The organism is Neosynechococcus sphagnicola sy1 (assembly GCF_000775285.1).
Lineage (GTDB): Bacteria > Cyanobacteriota > Cyanobacteriia > Neosynechococcales > Neosynechococcaceae > Neosynechococcus > Neosynechococcus sphagnicola.
The window spans coordinates 1-26,009 of record NZ_JJML01000044.1; the positions used below are offsets into that span (position 1 = coordinate 1).

Genomic DNA, 26,009 nt, shown 5'->3' on the forward strand with positions numbered 1-26,009 from the left:
CATTTGTGCATCTGCTCTCGCACTTGGTCACGCAGGGTGTGGTTGAACTGCTCCCANAACCCTCGGCGTTGCCATTTGCGGTCGTAGGAATAAACGGTTGAACTCGGCGGATACTCCTTGGGTAGCATCTCCCATTGACAGCCGCTTTTCAATTGATAGTAGATGCCGTTACAAACGCCTCTCATGTCGGTTGTGCTGGGGACGTTCACCCGGTTTCCCAGGCGCAATCAGTGGGGCTAAAATTGCCCATTCTTTGTCACTTAGGTCACTGGAGTAGATGGGTTCGCTCATATCGCTGCTCTCAACTGGGTGTCAGCAGTTTATTCCCCTTCTCCGCTCTCCCCTCTCGCTTTAGATTTACTTTATAAACACGCTCTATGGCAGCAATCCCAAACACCTCAAGAAACACGCCAAGAACTTAAAGCGCAAGCAGCAAAAGCTATCCAGAAAAACCAAGGGTAGCAAGACTCGCCATAAAGCTAGGCAAATGGTTGTTAAAGTTCATGGAAAAATTGCTAGAGTCAGAGAAGATTTTCTCAACAAACTATTTCGCAAGCTAGTTAACGAAAACCAAGTTGTCGTGGTGGAAAATCTGGCAGTTAAGAACATGGTGAAGAATCACACCCTAGCCAAAGCTATCAGCGATGCTGGATGGGGTAAGTTCTGCACGATGCAAGTACAAAGCTGAGTTTGAGGGCAAGACCTATCTGGAAATAGACAGGTTTTTCCCCTCCTCCCACCTTTGCTCTAGCACACTGCTACCGATCCCAAAGATGGCTCTCTCTGTCCGCTCATTTGAATGCCCTCATTGCTATCAACGGCAAGACCGAGATGTGAGTGCGGCAGTCAATATCAGAAATGAAGGCTTGCGAATTTTGGCGTTCGGAATCATCGCTTCTGCCAATCGCGAGAGTATAAACCCAAAGGGTTCTGGACGTAAAAAATCCATGAACTCCGAGGTTGCTCCCGTTGAATTTGGAAGCCCGCGCTGTACTACTTAGCAGTCAGGGTCGGGTAATTCACAATCACTGCCCTAACAATAATTAACTCGAAACCCCACTGTTCGATTTTTATAAAATCAAAACCAGATAAGGCCAGATCATAACCTTCAACTCAGGCTTGACAAGCTAAGCCCGAACTTTCGATTCACTGGGGATTCGAGCTTGTGTTTTCTGTCTAAAGTTTAGTAGCGGCGAGAAGAACCGCCTTTGTCTCCCCAACTACCCCCTGAAGAACCTCTTTCTTCGCGGGGTCTGGCTTTATTCACCTTGAGGTCACGTCCCATCCACTCAGCACCATCTAATTTTTCAATGGCAGTGGCTTCTTCTGCTTCTGTCGCCATTTCAACAAAAGCAAACCCACGCAATCGACCCGTTTCGCGATCTGTCGGTAGCTGAACCCGCTTAACCGTCCCGTATTCTGCAAAAGTCTGAGTTAGATCATCCTGGGTCACATCGTAGGATAGATTGCCAACATAAATCGACATGAAGTATCTCCGGAATCAGATAAGTGTAGCGAGATAGATTCGGAGAAACGCTTTTAAAACGAATTACACAACCGAAAATAATCCTTACTTGTAAGCCTAACACAAGATTGAATAACATACGGTTGATTAATGATCAATCATCATTATTTCTATTGATAATCTCTGATAGAAATATCCTTAACTCTGACAAGCCTTTGCTAAATAAGGCTAAGGATTGGTAGTCATTTCTAGGCTCAAGCGATGTTTTTCATGAGCCCGATTGTAACTGTTCTATTTTAAGTGATTAAGTTGAAGGGATTGATTCTGACATCTAAAACTAGTTAATACCACTGAATATTTACCCTTATAGACATGCCCTATGTTTTCCACAATACCCTATATCCCATCAATGAACGGGTAGTTCTATGGAGATACTATATGAACATGCCTTCAATGGCTTCAACCAATTCATCCTCAAATTGGAGGCCACACGTTACTCATAAAAGCAAAGACTCAGGCAATAATACCTGAGTCTTTGGAAACCCGAACTTCAACGAAGGATCTCAAATTAATAGAACTGAGTAGTTGTTGAGTTCTCTCGTTTCACTAAGCTGTTAAGAAGCTTAGTAGTTACGGGAAAAGCTATCGCTACGACGTCCACCGCCACCAAAGGAGCTTCTTTCTTCACGAGGCTTCGCTTTATTAACCTTGAGGTCACGACCCATCCATTCTGCACCGTCTAGCGCTTCAATGGCAGCCGTTTCTTCAGCGTCTGCACTCATTTCCACAAATCCAAAACCACGAACGCGACCTGTTTCGCGATCGGTTGGAAGCTGAACTCGCTTTACTGAGCCATATTCTGCAAAGATAGAACTCAGATCAGCTTCCGTAACATCGTAGGATAGGTTACCAACATAAATTGACATAAATTGTCTCCAAAATCAAAGGATGTAGAGAGTTAGATTTCGGAGAGATGCCTACCAATACAAAACGTGAAAAACTCGTCAATACTAGAAACAAATTCTGCAACCGATTACTTAGTCTCGCTGGTTATCCTAACACATCTGCGCGGCAACCCGCAATTATCGCGAAAAACTTGGGTGTAACGTGGTACTCATCCCATTGAGAAGGCGGGCTTCAGCTAGGGTGACAAGCTTTTCCATTACCCGGTCACGATCTAGCGCTTTTGTCTCTGAGGAACCAGGGCGATCTCGATGGTTTTGTCTAACTTGTGTGTAGATCCTTACCCCTTAAAGACAATGGCTGGATCAACCCGTGTCACTCGTTGAATGGCAAATAGAGAAGCCCCCAGACACATCCCGATGGTAATGCCGAGAACCCCCACCGCCGAAATCGGGGTAATCAAAATCAAAATCCCCTGGGTAGATGAGGCCCAGACTGCCACTCCATAGCAGAGCACCATCCCTGGTAGATAACCCAGAATTGCCATCCAGAGCGCCTGTTCCCCAATGACAGCGTAGATCACCCAATTGGAAGCTCCCATCGCCTTCAAGGTGCCAAATTCTTTCAGATGTTCTGAGATTGAGGCATAGAGTATTTGCCCCACAACGACAACTCCAACAATCACTCCGACCACAGCCCCAAGCCCCAAGACAAAGCCAATGCCCGATCGCTCTTGCCAATAGGTCTGATTCAAATCGGCCATTTCTAAGCGGGTATAGGCGCGGGTACTGGGTAAGGCTTGATCTAGCCGCTGTTTCAGTAACGCTAAATCTTCCCCTGGTTTGGCCTGCACCAGCACAAAATTGATCTCATCAGTCGTCGCTAAGGCTCTAGGCTTGGGGGGAAATCCACCTTCTATCCTCTGGCAGTCGACTCGATTGGTAGCATAGCCACAGGGCAATTTAGGACTCAGAGGACTACTGCCATAGGCAACGGCACTGTCCAGTGAGGTGAATAGTAGATTTCCCAATACTAGGGACTTGGTACCACTGGTAATCCCGGTAATTCTGGCGGGGAGCGCTCCCACAATTCCGGCATCGCCGATTTCCTGGGCATCCAGCGCCGTCAAGCTAGCCTGATCGACAATCACTGTATAGGGAGTTGACAGAGAACTAACATGACCCTGGATCATGTCCCAGGGTGTAAAAAGTTGCCCCTCCGGTTGAAAGCCAACGACGGTGACAGAAGCCAGTCGGTCATCCGCATCGCGCCAGATCGAACCTTGGATGATCAGCGCTTCCGCACGGTTCACCCCCGCCACTGCTGCGGCCTGATTACGACGCTCTAGAAGCAATGGAATGCTCAAACCTAGATGCACCATATTCGCCGACGACACCCAAATGTCGGCCTTGGACTGATCAATGATTTGAGACGAAGATTCAGTGAAACCATTTTGAATCCCCGTTTGCAGGGTTACCAAGCTTACCGCAAACATAATTCCCGCCTGGGCAACCAGAAACCGGGGTAGATCTTCGAGTAGGTTTCTACGAGCGATGGAAGCCATAGTCATCAGGATGGATTCAACAGATAGTTTCTGACAGCACGGCCCAACGCTGCTGAAGGTCTTGGATGGTAAAAATCGTATCAAAGGATAAACCTGCTTTGGCATACAATGCCGCCCCCCCCTGCTGCCGATCCACCAGAGCCAGGATGTGATTGACACAGTAACCCGCTGCCTGGAGCCGTTCCACAGCTTGCAGGGCTGATTGGCCCGTGGTTACCACATCTTCCAACACCACCACAGGACTTTGGGGAGGCAGGAGTGGCCCTTCAATATATGCCTGAGTGCCATGCCCTTTCGCTTGCTTGCGCACAATCAGCGCGGTGATTTCACGTTGTTCATAGGCTGCAACCACACTCACCGCTGTCACCATGGGATCAGCTCCCAGGGTTAAACCAGCAACCGCTTGGGTCCCAGATGGCAGCATCGACAACAACAAGCGCCCCACAGCAACCGCTCCTTGGGGATGGAGCGTTACCTGTTTGCCATTGATATAGTAAGCACTCGGTTGGCCAGAAGAGAGGGTAAAATCGCCTTCCTGATAGGCTACTTGGCAGCATAAATCCAGGAGGTAAGGTCGCAGTTGCGACAACTCGACAGTCGCTGTAGAAAGCGCTATCGTTGCCTTTAGGTGGGTAGCATCAGTCATAGTAGACAGGACTTCAAAAGAGGTTGATTTAACATTGACGCTCGTACAAAAATGTTAGCAAGTCCCAAGAAGTTATCTGTGATTTTACTGGCGTACCTGGGTGAGCATTGACTGACAAGTGAGGAGCTAATGTCATGAGGATAGAAATGAAGGGATTGGTGGGCGTGGTGACGCTAGTCACAGTTTCGACCCTGTTGCCTGCGGTGGCTGAAGCAGGAGATCTGACGACTCGACTGTTGAACTCTACCACCATCACGGAAGCGTTTGACCGTGCTTATTTCAAGCATGACCGTGGTTTTTATCGCAATATTGATTTTGATCGGCAATTTGCCCTGTTATTTAACTTCTGGCCCCCTGAGAATGAGATTGCTTGGGACGCTAAGTTAGTCAACGCTGTTTACAACGATGTCCTCCGGCAGCAAGCAACGGGGGACTCATACCTGCGGACGCCGGATCTACCAACGCCCTATTGTGATTCCTTGCGCACGACTTACGCTCCCTGTCAGGCAGCTGCTCCCGTTGCAGTGCCGGAGCCAGCTGCTCCCGTGTATCAGCCAGCGCTCCCGCCTCCAATTCAGCGCCCCCCCGCACCTCCAGTGCCAGCGCTCTACTAATGTGCTGAGTTGAAGAACCATCGAGGGTGCAGGGGTCGAACCTGCCTGAGGCGAATTATGAGTTCGCTGCCTAAACCGCTCGGCCAACCCTCGTCTATGTCAACTGGTTCCTCATTTTAGCCTGAGATTTTCGTCAATGCACTTCTCATCAGAGCCAGTTATTCTAGGTTCTGATCAGAGGTGCATGACTTGGAAAGAGTAGAAGACTTCTGGGGTGCGCTGGCTGACAAACACCTCACCCAACTGAACTGAGGGCTGATGGCATCAATTATGAAAGTTCGTTCTTCCCTATTCCCGATCTTGCTAATCTTATCCCTGATGGCTGGGGTGGGTGTTTTGAGCGGCTGGGTTGCCTATGCTGTGGGGCGAGAGGCATTAAAAGGGGTCAATCAGCCTGAAATTTCAGCCACCAGTACAGCCCTGCCATTGGGTACGCAGAATCATCAGGGGGGGGTCTGTACCGCTGCTACGGGAAGCCGACATCTTAGCAAAGATGAAGGCTAGAATGCGGGGAGCTTCTAAGGAGGCTAAAGCTGTTGCCTCGAAGCCTGCAAAAGCGATCGTCAAGGATAGCAGCCCCAGCCCCTCGCCTACCGCGAACCTACCAGAGACTCAACAAGCAGAGAATACTGCCAGTCAGGTCGGCTTTCCCATCAAGACCCAGGATCAGGGTGTCACCCTAGAGGCGCGATCGCTGCGAGAAAGTGGGGGATTTCTGTTGCTGGCCGTGCAATTACAAAACCAGGGAAACCGCGCGGTACAGTTTCGCTACGATAACTTAAAGGTTGTGGATGAGCGGGGACGCATGCTGAGTGCCACAGTAGATGGCCTACCAGGACGGCTACCGGCGCAGAGTCGGGTGTTTGTCGGTACCGTGAAGGTTCCTCTGGCACTGGTGGATACTGCCGAGGAGCTATCGGTGATTTTGACTGATCAGCCCAACCAGCAATTGCAATTAGTCTTGACAAACATCCCAGTTCTCAAACAGCAGTAAGTGAGGCGATGGCGCACCCTATGTTTAGTGAAACAGAGCCGATGACCTTTGAGCAGGCGATCGCCCAAACCCAGGCATTGCTGGAGCAAGTTGCCACAGAGACCCTGGCAGAAACCGAACTCGAAGCCGCGATCGCTCAGTTGGTGCAGAGTGAAAATGGAGCCACGGGGTTTTTTTGTCACCTATCTCACCAGCGAGTCCACCTTCGCTGACCAAGCCGCGGCCGCTGTTCTCCAAGCCTTACAATCCGCTCCCCAAGTGGTGGCTGAACTCTTGGTCAAAAACTTAGCCATGTCCACGGCGATGGCAGTGCATCATCGCCGTCACCAGGATGAAGTCATGGCTCAGGGTTCAGACCGTGTGCGATCGCGCACCACCCAACTGCTCCAGCAACTCGATCTCCCCGTGGCTCGTACCCTCGCACAACAACTCCTAGAGACCATTGCCCAAGGAGAGGGCATCTATCAACCCTTTCTCCAGCGCTGGGGCTACGATTCAGCCCAACTTCAGGAGATTCAGCAAACTGTCCAACAGGTCTGCTCCTAGGTCAATGGCAAGGCTCTACTACCATGCCCTTCGCACCCAGGAAGGTCTGGCCCAGATTTTGATCTCACCCCAGGAGCAAGCTGCGGCGATCACCTGGGACACCCTCGAACTCCTGCCAGCTGCCCGACAGGTGGCCGATAGTGGGCAACCGGGACTGGAATGGCATCCCTCCTCCTTGGAATTTTCCCAAGCAGCGATCGCCCTGTTAGCCCATGCCACCAGTGGAGAGCGATCAGCCCGTCTCTACGCCCCCATCTTTCAAGCAACGGTGCTGTCTTCCCTGCCCGAGCAGGGCTGGACACTGCGCGCCGATCAGGTGCGACGGTGGGTAGCGCTTCAGCGCCGTTGGGAGGCGATCGCCCATCAAGCGACGCTGCTGGAGTCCGAGGAGAGATCCACCCCCCAGCAAGCAGGGCAGACTTAGCACTCGGAGTCTGAGAGTGCTAAATTTTAGTTGAAGAACTGAGAACGTACATCATGGCAAAAATCGTTGTATTCGACGAAGAGGCCCGTCGGTCGCTGGAGCGGGGTGTCAATGCCCTCGCGGATGCGGTTCGCATTACCCTGGGCCCCAAAGGACGCAACGTTGTCCTAGAGAAAAAATATGGAGTTCCCCAAATCGTCAATGATGGGGTGACCATTGCCAAAGAAATTGAGCTAGAAGATCCCTTAGAAAACACGGGGGCACAGCTGATCCGTGAAGTGGCCTCGAAAACTAAGGATCTGGCAGGGGATGGCACCACAACCGCAACGGTCTTGGCCCAGGCCATGATTCGGGAAGGGTTGAAAAACGTTGCCGCTGGCACCAATCCAGTCAGCCTGCGCCGCGGCATTGAAAAAACCATTGCCTTTTTAGCCGGGGAAATTAAATCCTTAGCCCAACCGGTCGTGGGTGCCGCGATCGCCCAAGTGGCAACGGTTTCTGCTGGCAACGATGAAGAGATCGGGGCGATGATTGCTGAAGCCATGGCCAAGGTGACCAAAGACGGCGTGATCACCGTTGAAGAATCCAAGTCTCTCTCCACCGAACTAGAAGTTGTCGAAGGGATGCAACTGGATCGCGGCTATATTTCCCCCTACTTTGTCACCGACCCAGAGCGGATGATTGCTGAATACGAGAATGTCCGCATTCTCCTCACCGACAAAAAAACTCAGCGTCATCCAAGACTTAATTCCAGTGCTCGAAAAAGTGGCGCGAGCCGGACAAGCCCTCCTGGTGATCTCAGAAGATCTAGAAGGGGAAGCCCTGGCCACCCTGGTGGTCAACCGGATGCGGGGCGTCCTGAATGTCGTGGCTGTGAAGGCTCCGGGATTTGGAGAGCGCCGGAAAGCCATGCTGCAAGACATCGCCGTCCTGACCAACGGTCAGGTCATTTCTGAGGAAGTGGGTCTGAGTTTAGATAAGGCCACGTTAGAAATGTTGGGAACGGCGCGGAAAATCACCATTACCAAGGACAGCACCACCATGGTGGCCGCCACCGATCAGAAAGCTGCCATTGAGAAACGGGTGATTCAAATTCGCCAGGAGTTGGAACGTACTGACTCGGATTATGACAAAGAGAAGCTGCAAGAGCGGATTGCCAAGCTAGCTGGGGGTGTCGCGGTGATTAAAGTCGGAGCCGCTACCGAAACCGAACTCAAAGACCGCAAGCTGCGCATTGAAGATGCCCTCAATGCCACCAAAGCAGCTGTGGAAGAAGGGATTGTTCCAGGGGGAGGCACCACCCTGTTGCACCTGACTGCCAAAGTCCAGGACTTTAAGAGCACCCTGAATGCCGAGGAACAGGTGGGTGCTGATATTGTCAGCCGCTCCTTGGAAGCGCCCCTGCATCAAATTGCAGACAATTCAGGGGTTGAAGGCTCGGTAATTGTGGAGAAGGTGCGCACCTTGCCCTTCAACCATGGCTACAATGCCCTCACCAATCAGTTTGAAGATCTGATCGCCTCAGGGATTATTGATCCTGCGAAGGTGGTACGCTCTGCCCTTCAAGATGCGGGTTCGATCGCAGCCATGGTTCTGACAACCGAAGTCCTTGTGGTCGAGAAGCCTGAGAAGAAACCCGCTGCTGGCGCACCTGACATGGGTGGTATGGGCGGCATGGGCGGCATGGGTGGTATGGGCGGTATGGGCGGCATGGGTGGTATGGGCGGCATGGGTATGATGTAGTCACAGTCACCTCAGTAAGTGAAACTGGATCAGGAGGGCGCTCTCAGCGCCCTTTTTTCATCGCGGCTCTCCTGACAGTTTTAGGGGATGCTTCAGAACCCTCCTACAATTTGGAACAGGTAGTACAACTCATCAATCGCCATCCGTGGGCAGCCCTGGACACCGTTATGACCAAAAGACTTCCCTTTTTTCCGTTTCGCCGGCATCATCGCAGTGCCATTGACGCGGCAATGCCCCGCCCCGGAGCGCCCCCAGCACTGGCAGCACCGGAGGAAGATGAACTCTATGAATTTGATTATTTCTACCATGAGCCGGGAGCCGTCCCAGGAACTCTGAGGATTGATGCCGATGCCCTACCGCCAACGATTGTGTTAATTGATTACTGCGAAACCAAGGCCAGTCGCTCTACGATTCATGAGCCGGAAGAGTGTATTCCCTACTTAGATAGTGCATCCGTGTCCTGGGTAGATGTCAAAGGGCTGGGGAGCGAAGAGACACTGCAACGACTCGGTCGGGTGTTTAGCCTCCATCCCCTAGTGCTGGAAGATGTGGTCAATGTCCCCCAACGTCCCAAGGTGGAAGAGTATCAAAACCAGATCTTGCTGATTGCCCGCATGGTCACCTTAAAGCCTTCGGGGGAGGGTTTTTGCAGTGAACAGGTGAGCCTGATTCTCGGCCCTCACTATTTACTCACCGTCCAAGAAGAGCCAGAATATGATGCCTTCGACCCAGTACGAGAGCGGATTCGCACCAATAAGGGCACCATTCGCACCCACCAGGTGGACTATCTTGCCTATGCCCTGCTGGACTCAATTATTGATGGATTTTTTCCCGTACTCGAAGTCTATGGTGAGCAGTTAGAAGCCCTAGAGGATGAGGTGGTAATGAACCCCAGTCGCAAAACTCTAGAGAAGATTTATCAGATGCGCCGGGAACTGTTGAGCTTACGCCGAGCCATCTGGCCTCAACGGGATGCCATCAACTCCCTGATCCGAGATGAGAATCCCTTGATCAGTGCAGAGGTGAGGGTGTATCTGCGGGATTGCTATGACCACGCGATCCAAGTCCTGGATATGGTGGAAACCTACCGAGAATTGGCCTCTAGTTTAATGGATGTCTACCTTTCCTCCGTCGGCAATAAAATGAATGAGATCATGAAGCTGCTGACTGTGATCTCCACAATTTTCATTCCCTTAACCTTCATCGCTGGAGTTTACGGCATGAATTTCAACCCGGATGCCTCACCTTTGAATATGCCAGAACTCAACTGGTACTGGGGATACCCGGTCTGCTGGACATTGATGCTGACCCTTGCCAGTAGTCTGGTGGGCTTTTTCTGGCGGCGGGGGTGGTTTGAGAATTTTTCTGCCAGCAAAAATGATTAAATTCAGTTTCCCGTAAAATGCTAGTCGGGGGCTACCCCCTCCAACAGTTCAGGGGTGAACCCGCTGTCTGGCTCTACTGCTCATAACTTGGAGAATTGTTGTGGATCTATCGCTCATTCCTGCCCAGCCTAAGCCGGGATTGATCAATGTTTTGATTGAAATTCCCGCTGGCAGTAAGAATAAGTATGAGTTTGATAAAGAAATGCAGGCGTTTGCCCTGGATCGGGTGCTCTATGCCTCGGTGAAGTATCCCTACGACTATGGCTTTATTCCCAACACCCTGGCGGATGATGGTGATCCCCTGGATGGCATGGTGATGATGGATCAACCGACCTTCCCTGGCTGTGTGATTACGGCTCGTCCCCTGGGAATGCTGGAAATGATCGACGGTGGCGATCGCGACGAAAAAATTCTCTGTGTTCCCGCGAAGGATCCTCGCTATGGGGATGTCAAATCCCTCGAAGATATTGCCCCCCACCGCCTCGACGAAATTGCTGAATTCTTCAGAACCTACAAAAACCTGGAGAAAAAGGTTACCGAAATTTTAGGCTGGCAGAATGTGGAACGGGTGATGCCACTGGTGGAGCAGTGCATCAAGGCGGGTCAGAAGTAGGACTCGTGGGTCTCTGAAGGATGGTGGCTGTCTCATAGGGGAGATTCCTAGCGGTTATGCAACGAACCCTGTTGTTAGCTAAAATTCATGGCTGCTTTCTCACGGATGCTAACCCTGATTATGTGGGCAGTATCAGTATTGATGCCATGCTGCTAGAAGCTGCTGGGATCATTCCCTATGAGCAGGTACAGGTGGTGAACGTCACCAATGGCGCCCGATTGATCACTTATGCGATTGCGGCGATCCCCCACTCCGGTGCCATTGAATTAAACGGGGCCGCTGCCCGTTTAGCAGTCAAGGGCGATCGCCTGATCATCATGACCTATGGTCAGCTCAGCCCAGAGGAAGTCAACGTTCATCACCCGAAAGTGGTGTTCGTGGATCAACAAAACAGTCTGGTTGCGGTTTATCACTATGATGAACTCCTGAGTCAAGCCTTGCTGCTCCGGTCTCCGACTGCAACCGATCGAGAAATCAGCCCCATCCCTTGACGCTAGCGGGTGATTTGTAGATAGTATTGGCAGGTATCTGACCGATCTTTCAGGGCTTAGCCACAGTCATCATGGCCCATCTTGCGACCCTTTCGCGCTCTGAATTAGCCCAAAGACGTCGGCAATTACGCCACCAGCGCCGCTTAAAACGGTTACAAGCGGGATGGCACATCCTGGCAGTGGCAGGGTTGGCTGGGAGTTTGGTTTGGGTCACGACCCTACCCATCTGGATCATTCATAATCCGGCTCAAGTCAAAATCGAGGGCAATCAACTGCTTTCCAGTCAGGCTATTCGCTCCCTCCTGCCCCTCCAATATCCCCAATCACTGCTGCGCCTCCAACCCCAGGCGATCGCCCAGACTCTGGAATCCCAAGCTCCAATTGCTAAAGTCACCGTGACTCGCCAACTGTGGCCGCCCGGACTCACGGTTCATGTCCAGGAACGGCATCCCGTGGCGGTGACCCAGGTCAGCTCGGCAACCACTAATCTCCCTGGTTCAGGAACCGGACTGCTGGATGCCCATGGCATGTGGATGCCCCTTGAGAGTTATCAGTCGCATCTTCCAACGGCAGAACTCCCCCAGCTTAAAGTTCTGGGATTGAGTAATCTCTATCGCTCCTATTGGCCTGACCTCTATCAAATCATTGCTCAGAGTCCTGTGAAGATCTGGATGGTAGATTGTCGAGATCCAGCAGATCTCGTTTTAGAGACAGAATTGGGTAGCGTCCACCTTGGTCCTTATAGCGCTAGATTCAGTGCTCAAATGCAAGCCCTAGACCAGATGCGCCAGTTACCAAACCGGATCAATACCAGCCGAATTGCTTACATCGACCTTAAAAATCCCAATGCTCCGGCGCTACAAATTGTCAAAACCGAAAATAAGATGAATGCTAATCTACGTTGATTCTTCGGCGGTTGATTTATTGTTCAGTGGCAAATAAATGACAGCGAACTTGGTTGGTTTTCTAAGCAATTTACCCTATAGTTGACTAAGTCATTAAGATCTGGGAATTTATCTGTACTTGTATTCTCTATCTTCAGTGATGCCTGATATAAAGTTAGATCCAGTTATAATGCAGCTTAAGAATAATCAGGAGTTATCCCAGGACGGCTCCCATTCAGAAAATTCTCCCCATTGGCCAACGGCAGTGAATGCTCAAAACCCCTTTGGTAATTCTGGATTAAATCTCGGTTCAACTCCTAATTCAAAAGGCGTACCTGGCGAAGAAATAAGGAGCGACAACATTGTGCCTGGTAGTATAGCCAAAATCAAAGTGATTGGGGTTGGCGGTGGAGGCGGGAATGCTGTTAACCGCATGGTGGCGAGTGATATTTCAGGGGTTGAGTTTTGGACCATTAATACCGATGCCCAAGCCCTAAGCCAGTCAACCGCCTTTAAGCGATTACAGATTGGTCAAAAACTAACCCGAGGGCTAGGAGCTGGAGGCAACCCAGCGATCGGACAAAAAGCAGCGGAAGAGTCACGGGACGACATTGCCATTGCCTTAGAAAATACTGATCTGGTGTTTATCACAGCAGGGATGGGGGGCGGAACGGGAACCGGAGCCGCCCCCATTGTTGCTGAAGTCGCGAAGGAGACGGGGGCGTTGACGGTAGGAGTGGTCACCCGACCGTTTTTGTTTGAGGGGCGTCGCCGCATCAGTCAGGCGGAAGAGGGCATCGCCGCCCTGCAAAGTCGAGTCGATACCCTCATTGTGATTCCCAACGATAAGCTCCTGGCGGTGATTTCAGAGCAAACGCCTGTCCAAGAAGCCTTTCGGGTAGCGGACGACATTCTCCGCCAAGGAGTCCAGGGGATCTCGGATATCATTACGATCCCAGGGCTTGTGAATGTGGATTTTGCAGATGTGCGTGCCGTGATGGCGGATGCTGGCTCAGCCTTGATGGGCATTGGCATTGGCTCTGGGAAGTCCCGAGCCAGGGAAGCAGCCTCGGCGGCCATTTCCTCCCCCCTGCTGGAATCTTCGATTGATGGTGCCAGAGGGGTTGTTTTTAATATCACCGGGGGGTAGCGATTTGACCTTGCATGAGGTCAATGCCGCCGCCGAAATTATCTATGAAGCGGTCGATCCCAATGCCAACATCATTTTTGGCGCCGTGATTGACGAACGTCTCCAGGGTGAGATCCGGATTACGGTGATTGCCACTGGTTTTTCGGGGGAGGTGCCTACAACCAGCAAGACCTCCAATGTCGGGGCCAAGCGATCGCAGATCCCTGCAACAACAGAAGATGCCCCGACAACCACTGAGCCGAAGTCCAAGCCCGGTTTAGATATCCCGGAGTTTCTCCAACGTCGTCGTCCCAATCGTTAATGGGGCATTGCCTTGCGTTCCCAGGAACGGAGATCCAGGGTCTCACCAGGTTCAGGCGTCAATAGTTGGGTGGTTGCACCGCTATCAATCAACCGCTGGCGAAATTCAGCAACACTGCCAACGGACTGAATCAGGGTCGTGAGTAATCCACGGGTCTGGATATTACCTACACTGGTGGGGACAAAAAACTTGGGCTTCAAAGTTGTTACTAGGGTAATAGCCTGTTCTGGCCCCATGATGACAGTTCCGAGGCCAGGGAAAATTTGCCCCACCACCGGGGCGATCGCCCCCTCTATCTGGGAGAAGTGTTGCTCGATTCCCAGGGTGGGATCAAACAAGTGCGGCTCATAGTAGAGGGTGGTGCCAGTGCTTAGATCCTGCAACATATAGCCATTTTCCCGCTGTCCCTGAAGAATTGCCCCTGGAACCGCTGTCATTGCTAGCTGACCTTGGCGATGGGTTTGCCACGGGAGGAGGGGGGTTACCTGGGGATAGCCTAAGCGTTGTACCACCTTAGCCGCCGTGGGAGAGCCGACCACCGGCAGATCGTGATCCAGGGCTCTGAGGGTGGGGCGATGGCAGTGATCGTCCAGACCTTGGGAGATCAGGATCAGGTCAATGGGGGGCAAGGTCTCGGGGGTAAACACTGGGGGAGTGATGTGGGAAGCCGTGAACAACCAAGGCCAGCCATAGAACACCAGAGGATCGACCAACCAAGGATCGATGAGCACGGTTTGCCCAGCCATCTGCACAATCCAAGAATTTAAATCAATGCGGGTGAGGTGCATGGTGGGGAACAACCAAATATTGATGCCGGGATCATCCCTAGGGCAGCGTCTGGCTTAAAAAGGAATATCGTCAAGATCGACTTCAGGTGCGGGGGGAGGGGCTGACGGGGCTTTGGAGGTTGCAGGCTTGGCAGCAGGGGCACTGGGAGGTTTAGTTGCTGTGGCGGGGGGGTGGGTTTGCTCGCAGCGGTGCTGACGTAGGACTCAAAATGGGTATCTGCACCCAGGCGGTGGATGCGCTGGGCCGTGAGTTCGGCGCGTTTCTCCTTAAACCCCTCCCGTTCGATGGTGTTCATGCTCAGTCGGCCTTCAATGACCACGCGATCGCCCTCGTGGTAGCGTTCCTGAATTTCCTGGGCCAGGTTCCCCCAGCCAATGACCTTCAACGTCGCTAGGGGGTCTTCTGCCCGCAGTCCTGGAAACTGGACGAGCATTTCGGCAATCGGGGTCTGCTCGGGTGTGTAGCGGAGCTGCGGATCTTGAATAATCTCCGCCATCAAAATACAGCTATTCATGGAACGCACACTCCAATCACGTCAGGAGAGCTGAAGACTCATCTCTGCCATTTTAACGGTTAACTTCCCTGAGGGCACCGCCGCCGATGGGCTGATTTCAGCCTCCTTCGAGAAGCTTAGCTTGGTGTCGATGGGGTCGCCGATGGAGGCGAGTGTCCCCGCCAAACTTGTTGGGGAGCACCAATGTCAATGCCAGCTTGATCAAAGGCAAGCTTAATGCGATAGCGAAATTCTCGCCCCACCAGCCATTGCTTCAGGGGTTGGGTTTTAATCCAAACCCGGATCACCAGCCCTGTGTGAGAGACACTATCCACACCTAGCACTTCTGCGGGCTCAAGGATCAGGGATTGCCATTCCGGTTCCTGCTGCATCTGCTCAGCGACCTGCTGGATCACCCGAATTGCTTGATCCACATCCGCATTGTAGGCAATTTCAATACTAAAATTCACCCGTGACCAATCCTTGGAGCGATTACACACCAAGGTAATTGTGCCGTTGGGAATGGAAATCAACTCACCATCCGGGTTGCGAATTTGGGTCAGGAACAGTGTTAGCTTCTCGACTTGGCCTTCCATATTCTGGATCATCACACTGTCCCCGACCGCGTAAAGATCCGCAGCCAAAATCATGCACCCACTGATCACATCTTTGATCGAGTTCTGAGCGGCAAAGGTGGCAGCAAAACCAATCAGCCCCGCCCCCGCCAATACAGGTGCGATCGGCACATCCAGGGCATCTAGAGCCAAGGCAAGCATGGCAATGTAACCACCCAGGGTAGACAGCCCCTTGAACACGGCTGAATAGGTGGGAATCCGCTGAGCATACCGCTGATATTGTTCAGGATTGAGAATTTCATTTTCCGCCCAACGAAGCAACCAAAAGTTAAAGACTTGCCGACTCATGATCACCGCTAAATTCACCAGGATCCAACTGAGGAGTAATTGGAAGGGAGTCCCTAAGAGTTGAATGGCTTGGGCACGGGTGTCGGGAAATAAAAATAACAGCATGACAGCACCCACTAACCAAATGGCAAATTGACTCGCCTGCAGGTAGCGCCGCAGTTGAATGTTCCGGACTCGTTGCTGTTGCCAAGATGCTGGGGACAGGCAGTTAACCAACCGTCCGCGTAAAATTTTCCCCCAGCGATGTCGGGGTTGCCGTTGATGCAGGCGTCGCCAGGGAATTTGTCGCAGGGTTTGCAGGAATTGCTGGTGCTTGACCTTCAGATCAGCGGTAGCGGGCGGGGTGGGGAGCTGAGGGGGCGACTGTTTCAGGGTTTGCCATTGAATTTTCAGCAGCTTCTGGAAAATTTGCAGAAACAAACTCAACCAAATCACGAGAATCAGCGTACTGATGGCTAGGGGTATTTTATCGGGGAAAGACTGCCGCTCTTGAATTGCATGCACGAGGCGTTGATGAATAATTTCTTGCCAAGCTTGGGCTAGGTCTTCCTTATTTTTCTTGTTATATAAAGCATCCAGGTCTGTGACCGTCATAATCAACACCGATGGCAGCGTCTCCTGGCTGGGCAGCAGAATCACCCGTTGTCCATTGAGAATCGCCACCTCAGTGACTAATGTCTGAACATTCAGGGGGTTCGTCTCATCTACGGCGGTGGCGATGATTTCTTTCAGGGTTGTCTGGATCCGCTCCGCTCGCTGGCGGATGGTGGGAGCATCCTTGGCGATGGTGCGATTAGCAGCAATGGTAAAGAGCGTTTCGCCATCTAACTCGACCATGGCGCAAACCAGGTTGCCGCACTCTTGGCCACTGATATCCTGGCGGGTGTCACTGGAGTTGGAACTGTTGTTGAGGAGATTGGGAAGCTGGCTAATGGCGGCGGGGGCGATCGCCCCAAAACTTGTCCAGATCAGTAGCCCCAGGATCAACCAGCGGAGGACGGCGCGTCCCCAATGCCTGATCGTGATCTGTCTGGAGCTTGGCATCACATCATCCCTTCAGAGCAGTAGTCCGGTGATCATTCCCAGGAGTATCACAAATCCGATCCAGACATTCTGTCGAAAGATGGCTGCATAGGTCTGGGCTGGGAGATGACGGCGCTGGAGGTGCCAGGATTGCCAGAGCCAGGTGACACCAGCGATCGCCAAGGCCAGCCAAAAACCGAGATGGAGGTGCAGAGTCATCCCTAACCCTGCCAACAGCAGGGCGGTGCCGCAAAAAAATAGCGCCACAGCTGCGGCTGCATAGCGGCCAAAAAACAGGGCACTGGAGCGAATACCCAGGCGGCGATCATCGTCGCGATCGCTCATGGCATAGACGGTATCAAACCCCAGAGTCCAGAGAATAGTGGCTGCCCACAACAGCCAGGTGGCAGGTTCTAAGCGGGCGATGGCCGCACTCCAGCTAATCAAGACTGCAAACCCCCAGGCGATCGCCAATACCAGTTGGGGCAGGGGAAACACCCGCTTTGCCAGGGGATAGCCAATAATCACCGGAACTGCAGCCACACAGAGCCAAAAACTCAACGGATTTGTCCAGGGATTGAGGTAGAACGCCAGCAGAGCCGCACAGATAAAAGCGGCCAGGGCCACCCCAATTCCCACCTGAATAGACAGCGCCCGCGAGGCCAAGGGGCGGTGGCGGGTCCGCCGCACCTGGGGGTCAATATTGCGATCCCAGAGGTCGTTGACCACACACCCAGCGGCACTGGTGGTGAGGGTGCCCAGGACAATGACAATTACTAGGGGCAGGGGAGGCAGCCCCCGGGTTGCTAGAACCACAGCCCAGAGAGCCGGAATCATCAGGATCAAACGCCCCGTTGGTTTATCCCAACGTAATAGGCGCAGAATCGTTAACCAGGTGGGTTCGGGTTTGGGTGGGTTGAGTTCGGAAGTCGCAGGCATAGCAACGGGTTAAAGCGATGGAGCCACGGGCAAGGTGAAGGAAAAGCAGCTCCCCTGCCCATGGACAGACTCAAAGCGAAGCATTCCCCCCGTGTTTTTCCACCAACAATTGACAAAGCGAAAGCCCCAAGCCGTTGCCTTGGATATGCTGGCGATCGCCGTGTTGCACCCGGTAAAAACGTTCGAATAACCGCGCCTGATCGGCGGCGGGAATGCCTAAACCCCAATCCCGCACCCAGACTTCTAGCCAGTGGAGATCACGCAATTGGGCACCCACCTGAATCGGACTACCCGATGGGGAGTACTTGATGGCATTGGACAACAAATTGACCATGACTTGTCCCACCTGCCAGCGATCGGCCCAAACGAGGGGGAGGGGGGAGTTCCAGAGACAGGCAATGGGGTGGGATGGAAACTCTGACAGCAGTTCCTCCACGAGGGATGTCACGGCAAAGGCCGTGGGTTGGGGAGCTAGGGCACCGGTTTCCAGCTGCCGCAGGTTCATCAAATTGTTTAGCAGCCCTTGGAGTCTCAACACTTGCTGCTGCACCATAGCGAGAAACTCCTGTCGTTGTTCAGGGCTGAGACTGGGTTCACTCAGCAACTGCACCGAGCCTTGAAGGGCGGTGAGCGGGGTTGCAAGTTGGTGCGTCAACAGATGCATTAAATGGGTCTGGGTTACCACCTGTTGTCGCAGGTGTTTGACCTTGGCTGCTAGGGGCGAGGCGTTTTCTATCTCCGTCGAGGCAACGGCAGGATGGTGGGAATCAGAGGCATCTGAGGAGTGACCATTCCCAGACTCTCGGCGGGTGGTTGGATAAAACGGAGGCATGGCAGCACCAACCCGAAATTAAGAAAATCAATATTTATTAAAATAACGTTGTTCGGAACTGTCTGCATCCTCATCAAAGCTTTAAAAAAACGGTTCTGAAATATAGTGGATATAGGATGTAGACAGTTCCATGCTCTCATCCGAACTAATTATCTCAACCGCTTATCAGGGTCAATTCCCCTGGTGGATATGGATGGATGTACAGATCCTTATAGTTGGAGACCAAGCTTTTGGTGAAGTTTTAGCCCCCCAGTTAGCCGATTTGACGGTTGACCCCATCCAGGTGACCTCTGATACCGCCGCTGCTCTGGATCTGGTGCAGGTGAAGAAGCTGTCCCTGGTGATTGTCCAGGCCTGCCACCAGAATAGCCTCAGTCTCTGTCAGCAGCTCCACGAGCAAGCCTGGAGTTACTGCCTGATGGTAGCGGATCACCCCCCCGTACTTAAGTACCTGGGAAGCAGAAATGGCAACGGCTCTGGAGATGGGAGCAGCTGCCTATTTGTGGCTCACGGGTCCCCAGGACGGTCGGCTGATTCGGGCGCAGGTAAAAGCGGGACTAGAACAAATTGAGCGTTGCCAGAAACTGGTACGCATGAATGATCTCTTATCGATGACTGTGATGCTGGACTCCCTGACAGAGGTGAACAACCGTCAGGCCATGGAGCTGAAGCTACCCCAACAGATCCAATCAGCCCGCCTGCTATCGCAGCCCTTGAGTCTCCTGATGGTCGATCTGGATCATTTCAAGGACATTAATGATACCTATGGTCATCTCGTGGGCGATCGCGCTTTGAAGCTGATTGCGGCGCGCCTCCAACGCAACCTGCGAACGGGGGATATTCCCTTTCGCTATGGGGGAGATGAGTTTGTCGTCATCTTAAGTAACACCGCATTGTACGAAGCCATCCAAGTAGCTCGTCGTCTCTGTCAAATGAACAGTGAGCAATTCTTGACCATTGATCACGGGTTGGCGTTACAAATTACCCTGAGCGTGGGCGTCACTACCCTACAAGCGATCGATGACTCAGACGGATTGAGTCTCTTGCAGCGAGCCGATCAAAATTTACTCCGGGCAAAAGCCGCTGGACGCAATCAGGTGATCAGTTGTCCTGATTTTTGACGTTGGAACGATTTGGGGGGAGTAAACGACTAGGTTGGTATTCGCTTAGGGAATCGTCATGGCACTTCTTTCAGGAACCATTACCACAGGTAACGACACCCTTGTCTGTGATGATGCGAATGATCTCGTAGATGCGTTGACAGGTAATGACTCGATTGAAGGTGGCGGTGGCAATGACAGCTTGGTGGGGAATGATGGGGATGACACCCTTCTAGGTGGTACGGGTGCAGATAGCTTAGACGGTGGCAATGGGAGCGACTCTATTCATGGGGGCGACGATCACGATACCCTGGTCGGCAGTACTAGTACGGATTACCTGTGGGGTGACGAAGGGGATGACAGCCTCAGCGGTGGCTCGGGGAATGATGCTCTTTCGGGGGGGAATGGTAAAGATACGCTGCTAGGCGATGAAGGGGATGATTATTTAATCGGTGGCAATGAAGATGCCATTAATGTATCTGACGATGACAGCCTTGATGGTGGTTCTGGGAATGACACCCTGGTGGGTTGGTCTGGGAATGACACCCTAGCAGGGGGCAACGGCAACGATACCCTGGCCGGCCAAGATGGAGACGATAGGTTGCTGGGAGGCTATGGCAACGATAGTTTAGATGGCGGTACTGGCAACGATACTGCTGACTACTCTGATGCACCCGCAGGGGTCTTGGTGAATCTTGCAACTGGACTGGTGACCGGTGCATCTGGCAACGACACCTTGGTGAGTATTGAGCGGGTTCTTGGTTCGGATACCGAAGATACCCTGGTTGGTGGTCTCAATGATGACACCTTGGATGGAGATTACAGCAACGATAGTCTTTTGGGTGGAGAGGGGAATGACTCTCTGATGGGGGGCGATGGTGCCGATACCCTATCAGGAGATGCAGGCAATGACTGGCTGAATGGGGATGATGGTCTGTTTGAGGGCGAAGATGTTGGCGACAGCCTGATGGGTGGAGACGGGCGAGATACCCTCTTAGGTGGGGAAGGGGATGACACCCTTTTAGGGGGAACCAGTGGAGACTGGCTCAATGGTGAAGTTGGCAACGATAGCCTGCGCGGCAATGACGGCACTGATACGCTCATGGGGGATGATGGCAACGACACCCTCAATGGGGGGAATGGAGCGGACTCCCTTAGTGGTGGTAGCGGCAATGATTCGCTGTTAGGGAGTGATAGCAATGACACCCTCGATGGTGGCAGCGGGATTGATACGCTTGATGGTGGGACTGGCAACGATAGCCTTCTCGGACAAACAGGGAATGACCAACTCCTAGGCAGAGAGGGCGATGACACCTTGGACGGGGAGGATGGCAATGACACCCTCAATGGCGATGATGGCCTGGATGTTCTGGCTGGGGGCGATGGCAACGATAGCCTTGCGGGTGGCACTGGCAATGATGCCCTCAATGGCGATGGGGGCAACGATAGTCTCAATGGGGAAGCGGATCGTGACACCCTCTGGGGAGGAGAGGGCAATGATACCTTACTGGGGGGGACGAGTGGCGATCACCTCACAGGAGATGCGGGTAACGACAGTCTCATGGGCGAGGCTGGGGGGAGATAGCCGTGGACGGGGGGAGCGGGGATGATTGGTTACATGGGGGCAGCAGCGCCGATATCTTACTAGGAGGAGAGGGCAATGATACTCTCTTGGGGGGCGATCACAATGACACGCTGGATGGTGGCACTGGCACCGATAGTCTCCAAGGGGGGGACGGTATCGACACCGTTGATTACTCCGCTGCCGCACCTGGGATTGATGTCAATCTGGAAACAGGAATCACCAGTGGTGGCACCGAAAATGATCGACTTGCGAGCATAGAGGGGGTCATCGGTTCCCTGGGAAATGACAGCATCATCGGCGGCAGTGGCAACGAAGCAATTTCGGGTAATGCGGGCAACGATCACCTGGAAGGACGTGGGGGAACTGATTCTCTCAGTGGCGAATCTGGAGACGACGAATTAATTGGCAGTGGTGGCAATGATCGACTGAGCGGTGGGAGCGGCTACGATACCCTCTCGGGGGGGCAGTGGCAATGATCGGTTTATCTTTGACACGGGGGTACCGTTTGATAGCAGTACTATTGGCATTGATACCATTACTGACTTTGCCTCGGGTCAAGATTACCTGGTGCTGGATCGGACGACATTTACCCAATTGGGCACAACGGTCAGTTTTGCCGCCGTAGGCACGGAGGCAGACGCTGCCACCAGTGCGGCTCTGATCACCTACATCACCGCAACAGGAAGTTTGTACTACAATCAGAATGGAAGCAATACAGGGTTTGGTCTGGGTGGACAATTCGCAGATCTGAGCGATGGATTAGGTCTGACAACCACAGATTTCTCGATCAATCCCTAGGTCAATCCCCCCTTGATTCAGGCTGGAAACTTAATTTCTGCGCTGTTCTCAAGATCTGCCCTGCCAGGATCGCCGCCCCAAAGTCATTATCAATATTCACCACCCCGATGCCAGCGGCGCAGGAATTGAGCATGGTCAGCAACGGAGACAGTCCCACCCCTCGACAGAAACAGAACATTTGTCCTGTCTACGAGCGAGATAATAGTCTAGGGGAGTGGGAAAGTGCTGTAAGTTTAATCGTTGGAGCATCTGTATCATCAGGATGCTTGGGAGAAGCTCCGAGGGCTTCTTGCCAGGAACAATCCTCTTGAAGGGTGTCATCCTGCATTTCCAAACGACAACTCCGACAGTAGAAATAAGCTCGACCAGATCGGGCATGGCGCAATAGAATATCGGAGCAAAAAGGGCAAGTAGACATTTTTTTGTATTTTCATCCAAAGATCTGATTTGTAAATCTCAATTTCTGTCAGCAGATTCATCATTTTTTTAAATCTGCCATTGCGCTCTAAAAAAAAGACGAGTCAAAGAGCACCGAAGTTCAATTATCAAAACCTAGGAAAACAACAGTTTTTGAGAAATGAATTCCTGAATTTAGGAACCCAAAGCAGAATAATTTGACGAGTTTTTTTATTGCTTCTTATTTTAACTTAAAATTCCAAGCATTAACTTATCAAGCAATGCTTGCAGTTTAGTGCTATGCCAGAGCAATTATGTGTATCATGAGTTACAAATTAAGAGAAGTTTATATTTATTGAGCTATAGCTGCGATCATTGTGAAATTAAATATCTTTTGAATTTTCCATTTTTGTTTGTAGCCCTGTTCTTTATTGATGCCAATATATGGCGGCTATTAAGCCGGTAAAGTACAGTCGATTATTGACTGGCAAAAGCTTCGGGACTGGATTCGTACTGCACTTGGCTGAGAAAAGCTATATCATTTATCAGCCGATATAAAACTAAGATTTATTGAAAATGGAATTGAAGGCTTAAAGTTAAAACATAAAGGGTCAAAAGGATATCTAAGCTCGGAAGAACCTCTAGAGATTATCAAGTATTGAGAGTCCAAAGAACACTGGAGTCTTCAAGAAGTTAAGGAATATATAACTCAGATGTGTCAGGCAGTTAGCTCACAATCTCCTATCCCCTAGCTTGAGGGTGGTAGATCGCCAATTCCTAATTGTTCGGTGATCTGTTCAAACTGTTGCCACAGGGATTGAAGTTGCTGATAGGATTCAGCAGTTGTGAGCTTGCCGCCTGTTGTCAGACCTGAGACATAGCCAACGCGTTGCGCGAACTCCTGTAAGTTGGCATTGAACACCAGATAATCAGGCTGAAACTGGCCATGGTAGGGATGCTTGGGATATAAAAAACGATTGCAATCGCCCATCGTTACCTCCGATTTAAAACGGCTGCAGAATTCAGATCGGTATAATCGTTAACCATACCTTAACCTAATTTTAACCAAAAGCCGAACCTGGGATTGGGAACTGGACAAGGGAGTGGATCTTCTGGGTGGTGCCCCCTTGGTGGTAAGTCAGGGATGCTTCCGGGCACGCTCACGGAAAAAGTCTGCCAGGGCTTGCCCACAGGTGTGGTTCTGAAACAATTGTGGCTGCCCCTGCTGCATGGCGGCAACCACGGCCTCCCGCCATTGGGCATCCAACCCCAGTCGCACCGCAATTTCAATATATTGCTGCTGATTTTGGGCGATGGTGTCGGTCACGTCCAGAACTTGTAACATGGCGTAAGCATGGCGACTGCGCATCCATGGCCCTGGACAGGTGACGATGGGTAAGCCACAGGCGATCGCTTCTAACGTCGTATTTCCCCCCGACCAGCCCAGAGAGTCTAGAAAAATGTCGGCGGCTAAATTCAAACTGAGATAGTCCATCCCATCAAGGCGCGGTAGAATCACACAGAACTGCTGAGCATCTACTCCCCAGTCAGCAAAGGCCTGGTGGAGGCGCTGTTGAAATTGCTGGGTGACAAACCCACCGGGGGTGGGGCTGGCTAAAAACACAAATTGGGCTTGGGGCACCTGGAGGGCAATTTGGGCAAAAATCGAGTCGTACTGCGGCAGGTATTTATAGAGAGACTGACAACAGAGATAGACCATGGCATCCTCCCGCAGTTGCAGTTGGGCGCGTTTTTTGGGGGTTGCAGGTAACTCCGGGGGGGCATAGACGATGCCGATCTGGGGGAGGCGCACCAGGGTTTCCGTATAGTGTTCCTGGGCATTTTCTGGCTCCATCCCATCGCTGCTCAGGTAGTAGTCAATGGTGGGAAGCCCAGAGGTAATCGGGTGCCCCCAGGTGAGGCATTGGGTGGGAGCAAACCGCAGGGCTCCAAGTTTGTAAGACTCTGCATTCATGCCAATGTCGGTAAACACCAAAATATCCAGGCGATCGCCCTGGAGTTGATGGCAGAGGTGTTCAAAATCATTGTAAATGTGGTGAAAAGTATCACTGTGGCGCTGAAATGCCGCCGTCACCCTGTCGGCTGTTTTACCTGTGTAGTAGCAAAACACCTCAAACTCGCGGTGACCGAGGGCGGGTAACCAGCCCCCAAACAACTTGGCGACGGTATGTTCACGCAAGTGCTGCGAGACAAAGCCCACTCGAATCCTCCGCCCCACTGCCTGTCGTTGCAGGGGTCTTGTCCACTGGGGATAGCGAGTCGCCAGGATGCGATGCACCAGTTGCCCATACTGGCGTTGCAGGTCGTAATCCGCCTTGCCCTGATATTGCAAGTAAAAGTTGCTGGTATAGTCCACCCCGCACCATGCCTGCTGTCGGTTGGTTGCCGTCTCTAAATCCGTCGTCTGAATCAGGGTTTGCAGTCCCTGGTGAAATCGCTGTCGCCAGTGATCGATCTGCTCGGGGGTGTCATAGAGCACGGGCAGTAATAAGAGGTAATTCCAGCGAACGGCTCCATCCTCCGGTTCTACTGCCAGGGCTTGCTCATAGTAAGACTGTGCCCGATCCACCTGCCCCTGGTCTTTGAAGTAGTTGCCGAGGGTGAAGTAGACCTCCACCCAGTCCGGTTTCAAGGTCAAGGCCTGGTGATAGCTGGCCAGCGCCGCCTCTGTTTCTCCAGCTGCCTTGAGAACATTCCCCAGATGTAAATGGGCTTCAGGATACTTAGGGTCAAGGGCGATTGCCTGTTGCAGCGCCGCGATCGCTTCGGGAACCTGGTCAGCTGTTTCTAAGGCCATCCCCAAACTATTCCAGGCTAGGGCGTAGGCGGGAGCAACGGCAATGGCTTGGCGATAATGGGCGATCGCCGCAGTCAACTGTCCCTGCTGTTTCACTAACAGCCCTAGATTGTGGTGGGCGGGAGCCAGGTTGGGTTTAATTGCCAGGGCCCGTTGATAACTGGCAATGGCAGCAACCGTCTCTCCTTGGGCTTGCAGAGCATTGCCTAGGTTATAGTGGGCCTCAGCATAGTCGGGCTGGAGTTGGATCGCTTGGCGATAACACCGCACCGCTGTCTGCCATTGTTCCAAGCGCCGGTAAACTTCGCCCAAGCTGTTGTGGTAGGCGGCTTGGTTGGGACTTACTTGAATGGCTGCGGTGATACAAGCGATCGCTGTTTCGGTAGATCCCAATTGATGGGCCAAGACACCGAGCAAATGGAGGGCATCGGGATGCTGAGGCTGAACCTGAAGCACCTGACGGTACATTTGCTCTGCCTGCTGGAGCTGCCCGGATTGATGATAACGCAGGCCGATTTCCAGGGCGTTGGGTATCGCTGGCATCCTCATAGGTTGGCAATCCAAAAACAGCCCTGAAGCGAACAGGGTTC

26 protein-coding genes, 1 tRNA gene and 5 pseudogenes are annotated in these 26,009 nt (G+C 52.3%); 17 read left to right on the top strand and 15 right to left on the bottom strand.

All coding sequences use genetic code 11. From position 1 onward, the window contains the following. Nucleotides 1-291, bottom strand: a pseudogene (locus tag DO97_RS24070) (transposase); the annotation flags it as partial. 85 nt (nt 292-376) lie between these two features. Between DO97_RS24070 and DO97_RS31395 the strand changes: the two are divergent. Beyond that, nucleotides 377-1,001: pseudogene (locus DO97_RS31395) on the top strand (RNA-guided endonuclease InsQ/TnpB family protein); the annotation flags it as partial. A gap of 182 nt (nt 1,002-1,183) precedes the next feature. On the opposite strand, the gene DO97_RS16070 reads toward DO97_RS31395, so the two are convergent. The 4 genes from DO97_RS16070 to pyrE form a co-directional block, all read right to left on the bottom strand. Beyond that, complete coding sequence (locus tag DO97_RS16070; RefSeq protein WP_036535350.1) at nt 1,184-1,486, bottom strand: RNA recognition motif domain-containing protein; 303 nt, start codon at nt 1,484-1,486, stop codon at nt 1,184-1,186. Between the two features lie 602 nt (nt 1,487-2,088). Then, nucleotides 2,089-2,391: an RNA recognition motif domain-containing protein gene (locus tag DO97_RS16075; RefSeq protein WP_036535352.1), complete on the bottom strand. Its 303-nt coding sequence runs from the start codon at nt 2,389-2,391 to the stop codon at nt 2,089-2,091. Nucleotides 2,392-2,708: 317 nt separating this feature from the next. Beyond that, nucleotides 2,709-3,932 carry an FtsX-like permease family protein gene (locus DO97_RS16080; protein WP_036535355.1) on the bottom strand — a complete coding sequence of 408 codons (1,224 nt, stop codon included), beginning with the start codon at nt 3,930-3,932 and terminating at the stop codon, nt 2,709-2,711. A gap of 16 nt (nt 3,933-3,948) precedes the next feature. Next, nucleotides 3,949-4,578: an orotate phosphoribosyltransferase gene (gene pyrE, locus DO97_RS16085; RefSeq protein ID WP_036535357.1), complete on the bottom strand. Its 630-nt coding sequence runs from the start codon at nt 4,576-4,578 to the stop codon at nt 3,949-3,951. Nucleotides 4,579-4,712: 134 nt separating this feature from the next. Between pyrE and DO97_RS16090 the strand changes: the two genes are divergently transcribed. Continuing rightward, nucleotides 4,713-5,192: a hypothetical protein gene (locus DO97_RS16090; RefSeq protein WP_156120622.1), complete on the top strand. Its 480-nt coding sequence runs from the start codon at nt 4,713-4,715 to the stop codon at nt 5,190-5,192. 20 nt (nt 5,193-5,212) lie between these two features. Here DO97_RS16090 and DO97_RS16095 read toward each other — a convergent pair. Continuing rightward, nucleotides 5,213-5,285, bottom strand: a tRNA-Ile gene (locus DO97_RS16095). Between the two features lie 207 nt (nt 5,286-5,492). On the opposite strand from DO97_RS16095, the gene DO97_RS23330 reads away from it, so the two are divergent. The 11 genes and pseudogenes from DO97_RS23330 to ftsZ all read left to right on the top strand — a co-directional run bounded on the left by DO97_RS23330 (nt 5,493) and on the right by ftsZ (nt 13,723). Continuing rightward, on the top strand, nt 5,493-5,696 hold the full coding sequence (locus tag DO97_RS23330; protein WP_204368680.1) for a hypothetical protein: 204 nt from the start codon (nt 5,493-5,495) through the stop codon (nt 5,694-5,696). Beyond that, the gene (locus tag DO97_RS16105) at nt 5,686-6,186 is read left to right on the top strand and encodes a hypothetical protein (RefSeq protein WP_204368681.1); all 501 of its coding nucleotides are present in this window, start codon (nt 5,686-5,688) and stop codon (nt 6,184-6,186) included. The genes DO97_RS23330 and DO97_RS16105 overlap by 11 nt, the downstream gene beginning before the upstream one ends. An 8-nt stretch (nt 6,187-6,194) precedes the next feature. Then, nucleotides 6,195-6,398, top strand: a complete 204-nt coding sequence (locus DO97_RS25390; protein WP_204368682.1) for a hypothetical protein — start codon at nt 6,195-6,197, stop codon at nt 6,396-6,398. Then, entirely contained in the window at nt 6,343-6,732 is a 390-nt protein-coding gene (locus tag DO97_RS16110) for a hypothetical protein (protein ID WP_204368683.1), read from the top strand. The genes DO97_RS25390 and DO97_RS16110 overlap by 56 nt, the downstream gene beginning before the upstream one ends. Nucleotides 6,733-6,736: 4 nt before the next feature. Next, nucleotides 6,737-7,156 carry a DUF6166 domain-containing protein gene (locus tag DO97_RS16115; protein WP_036535363.1) on the top strand — a complete coding sequence of 140 codons (420 nt, stop codon included), beginning with the start codon at nt 6,737-6,739 and terminating at the stop codon, nt 7,154-7,156. Nucleotides 7,157-7,209: 53 nt separating this feature from the next. After that, nucleotides 7,210-8,899, top strand: a pseudogene (gene groL, locus DO97_RS16120) (chaperonin GroEL). Between the two features lie 230 nt (nt 8,900-9,129). Beyond that, nucleotides 9,130-10,284, top strand: a complete 1,155-nt coding sequence (corA, locus tag DO97_RS16125; protein WP_036535419.1) for a magnesium/cobalt transporter CorA — start codon at nt 9,130-9,132, stop codon at nt 10,282-10,284. A 100-nt stretch (nt 10,285-10,384) separates the two neighbouring features. Next, nucleotides 10,385-10,897: an inorganic diphosphatase gene (locus DO97_RS16130; RefSeq protein ID WP_036535365.1), complete on the top strand. Its 513-nt coding sequence runs from the start codon at nt 10,385-10,387 to the stop codon at nt 10,895-10,897. A 56-nt stretch (nt 10,898-10,953) separates the two neighbouring features. Next, nucleotides 10,954-11,388 carry an aspartate 1-decarboxylase gene (panD, locus tag DO97_RS16135; protein WP_036535366.1) on the top strand — a complete coding sequence of 145 codons (435 nt, stop codon included), beginning with the start codon at nt 10,954-10,956 and terminating at the stop codon, nt 11,386-11,388. 71 nt (nt 11,389-11,459) lie between these two features. Next, nucleotides 11,460-12,293, top strand: coding sequence for a cell division protein FtsQ/DivIB (locus DO97_RS16140; protein WP_036535369.1), 834 nt, complete (start codon nt 11,460-11,462; stop codon nt 12,291-12,293). 169 nt (nt 12,294-12,462) lie between these two features. Next, nucleotides 12,463-13,723, top strand: a pseudogene (ftsZ, locus tag DO97_RS29670) (cell division protein FtsZ). On the opposite strand, the gene DO97_RS16150 reads toward ftsZ, so the two are convergent. The 6 genes from DO97_RS16150 to DO97_RS25395 all read right to left on the bottom strand — a co-directional run bounded on the left by DO97_RS16150 (nt 13,720) and on the right by DO97_RS25395 (nt 19,155). Then, complete coding sequence (locus DO97_RS16150; RefSeq protein WP_036535371.1) at nt 13,720-14,511, bottom strand: MBL fold metallo-hydrolase; 792 nt, start codon at nt 14,509-14,511, stop codon at nt 13,720-13,722. The pseudogene ftsZ and the gene DO97_RS16150 overlap by 4 nt on opposite strands. Then, nucleotides 14,487-15,026, bottom strand: coding sequence for a single-stranded DNA-binding protein (locus tag DO97_RS21360; protein WP_204368684.1), 540 nt, complete (start codon nt 15,024-15,026; stop codon nt 14,487-14,489). The genes DO97_RS16150 and DO97_RS21360 overlap by 25 nt, the downstream gene beginning before the upstream one ends. A 116-nt stretch (nt 15,027-15,142) precedes the next feature. After that, nucleotides 15,143-16,972: a mechanosensitive ion channel family protein gene (locus tag DO97_RS16160; protein WP_036535373.1), complete on the bottom strand. Its 1,830-nt coding sequence runs from the start codon at nt 16,970-16,972 to the stop codon at nt 15,143-15,145. Between the two features lie 12 nt (nt 16,973-16,984). After that, nucleotides 16,985-17,890, bottom strand: coding sequence for a 4-hydroxybenzoate solanesyltransferase (locus tag DO97_RS16165; protein ID WP_036535376.1), 906 nt, complete (start codon nt 17,888-17,890; stop codon nt 16,985-16,987). A 70-nt stretch (nt 17,891-17,960) separates the two neighbouring features. Beyond that, nucleotides 17,961-18,722, bottom strand: a complete 762-nt coding sequence (locus DO97_RS16170) for a sensor histidine kinase (RefSeq protein WP_036535378.1) — start codon at nt 18,720-18,722, stop codon at nt 17,961-17,963. A gap of 253 nt (nt 18,723-18,975) precedes the next feature. Beyond that, the gene (locus tag DO97_RS25395) at nt 18,976-19,155 is read right to left on the bottom strand and encodes a hypothetical protein (RefSeq protein ID WP_052128847.1); all 180 of its coding nucleotides are present in this window, start codon (nt 19,153-19,155) and stop codon (nt 18,976-18,978) included. A 31-nt stretch (nt 19,156-19,186) separates the two neighbouring features. On the opposite strand from DO97_RS25395, the gene DO97_RS16175 reads away from it, so the two are divergent. The 4 genes from DO97_RS16175 to DO97_RS16185 are packed head-to-tail and all read left to right on the top strand — an operon-like array spanning nt 19,187 to nt 22,205. Next, nucleotides 19,187-19,843: a GGDEF domain-containing protein gene (locus DO97_RS16175; protein ID WP_052128848.1), complete on the top strand. Its 657-nt coding sequence runs from the start codon at nt 19,187-19,189 to the stop codon at nt 19,841-19,843. Between the two features lie 58 nt (nt 19,844-19,901). Continuing rightward, on the top strand, nt 19,902-21,407 hold the full coding sequence (locus tag DO97_RS21370) for a calcium-binding protein (RefSeq protein ID WP_052128849.1): 1,506 nt from the start codon (nt 19,902-19,904) through the stop codon (nt 21,405-21,407). A gap of 2 nt (nt 21,408-21,409) precedes the next feature. Beyond that, nucleotides 21,410-21,883, top strand: a complete 474-nt coding sequence (locus DO97_RS21375; RefSeq protein WP_052128850.1) for a calcium-binding protein — start codon at nt 21,410-21,412, stop codon at nt 21,881-21,883. Then, nucleotides 21,840-22,205 (top strand): calcium-binding protein, encoded by a 366-nt coding sequence (locus DO97_RS16185; RefSeq protein WP_036535381.1) that lies wholly within the window; start codon nt 21,840-21,842, stop codon nt 22,203-22,205. Before DO97_RS21375 ends, DO97_RS16185 begins: the two co-directional genes overlap by 44 nt. A gap of 1 nt (nt 22,206) precedes the next feature. Here the strand turns inward: DO97_RS16185 and DO97_RS22490 are convergent. From DO97_RS22490 to DO97_RS16200, 3 genes and pseudogenes are all read right to left on the bottom strand, one after another. Continuing rightward, nucleotides 22,207-22,359, bottom strand: a pseudogene (locus tag DO97_RS22490) (nickel pincer cofactor biosynthesis protein LarB); the annotation flags it as partial. A gap of 990 nt (nt 22,360-23,349) precedes the next feature. Then, nucleotides 23,350-23,592, bottom strand: a complete 243-nt coding sequence (locus DO97_RS16195) for a DUF7219 family protein (RefSeq protein WP_036535385.1) — start codon at nt 23,590-23,592, stop codon at nt 23,350-23,352. A gap of 147 nt (nt 23,593-23,739) precedes the next feature. Next, complete coding sequence (locus DO97_RS16200; RefSeq protein WP_052128851.1) at nt 23,740-25,962, bottom strand: tetratricopeptide repeat protein; 2,223 nt, start codon at nt 25,960-25,962, stop codon at nt 23,740-23,742. Nucleotides 25,963-26,009: the final 47 nt, after the last annotated feature.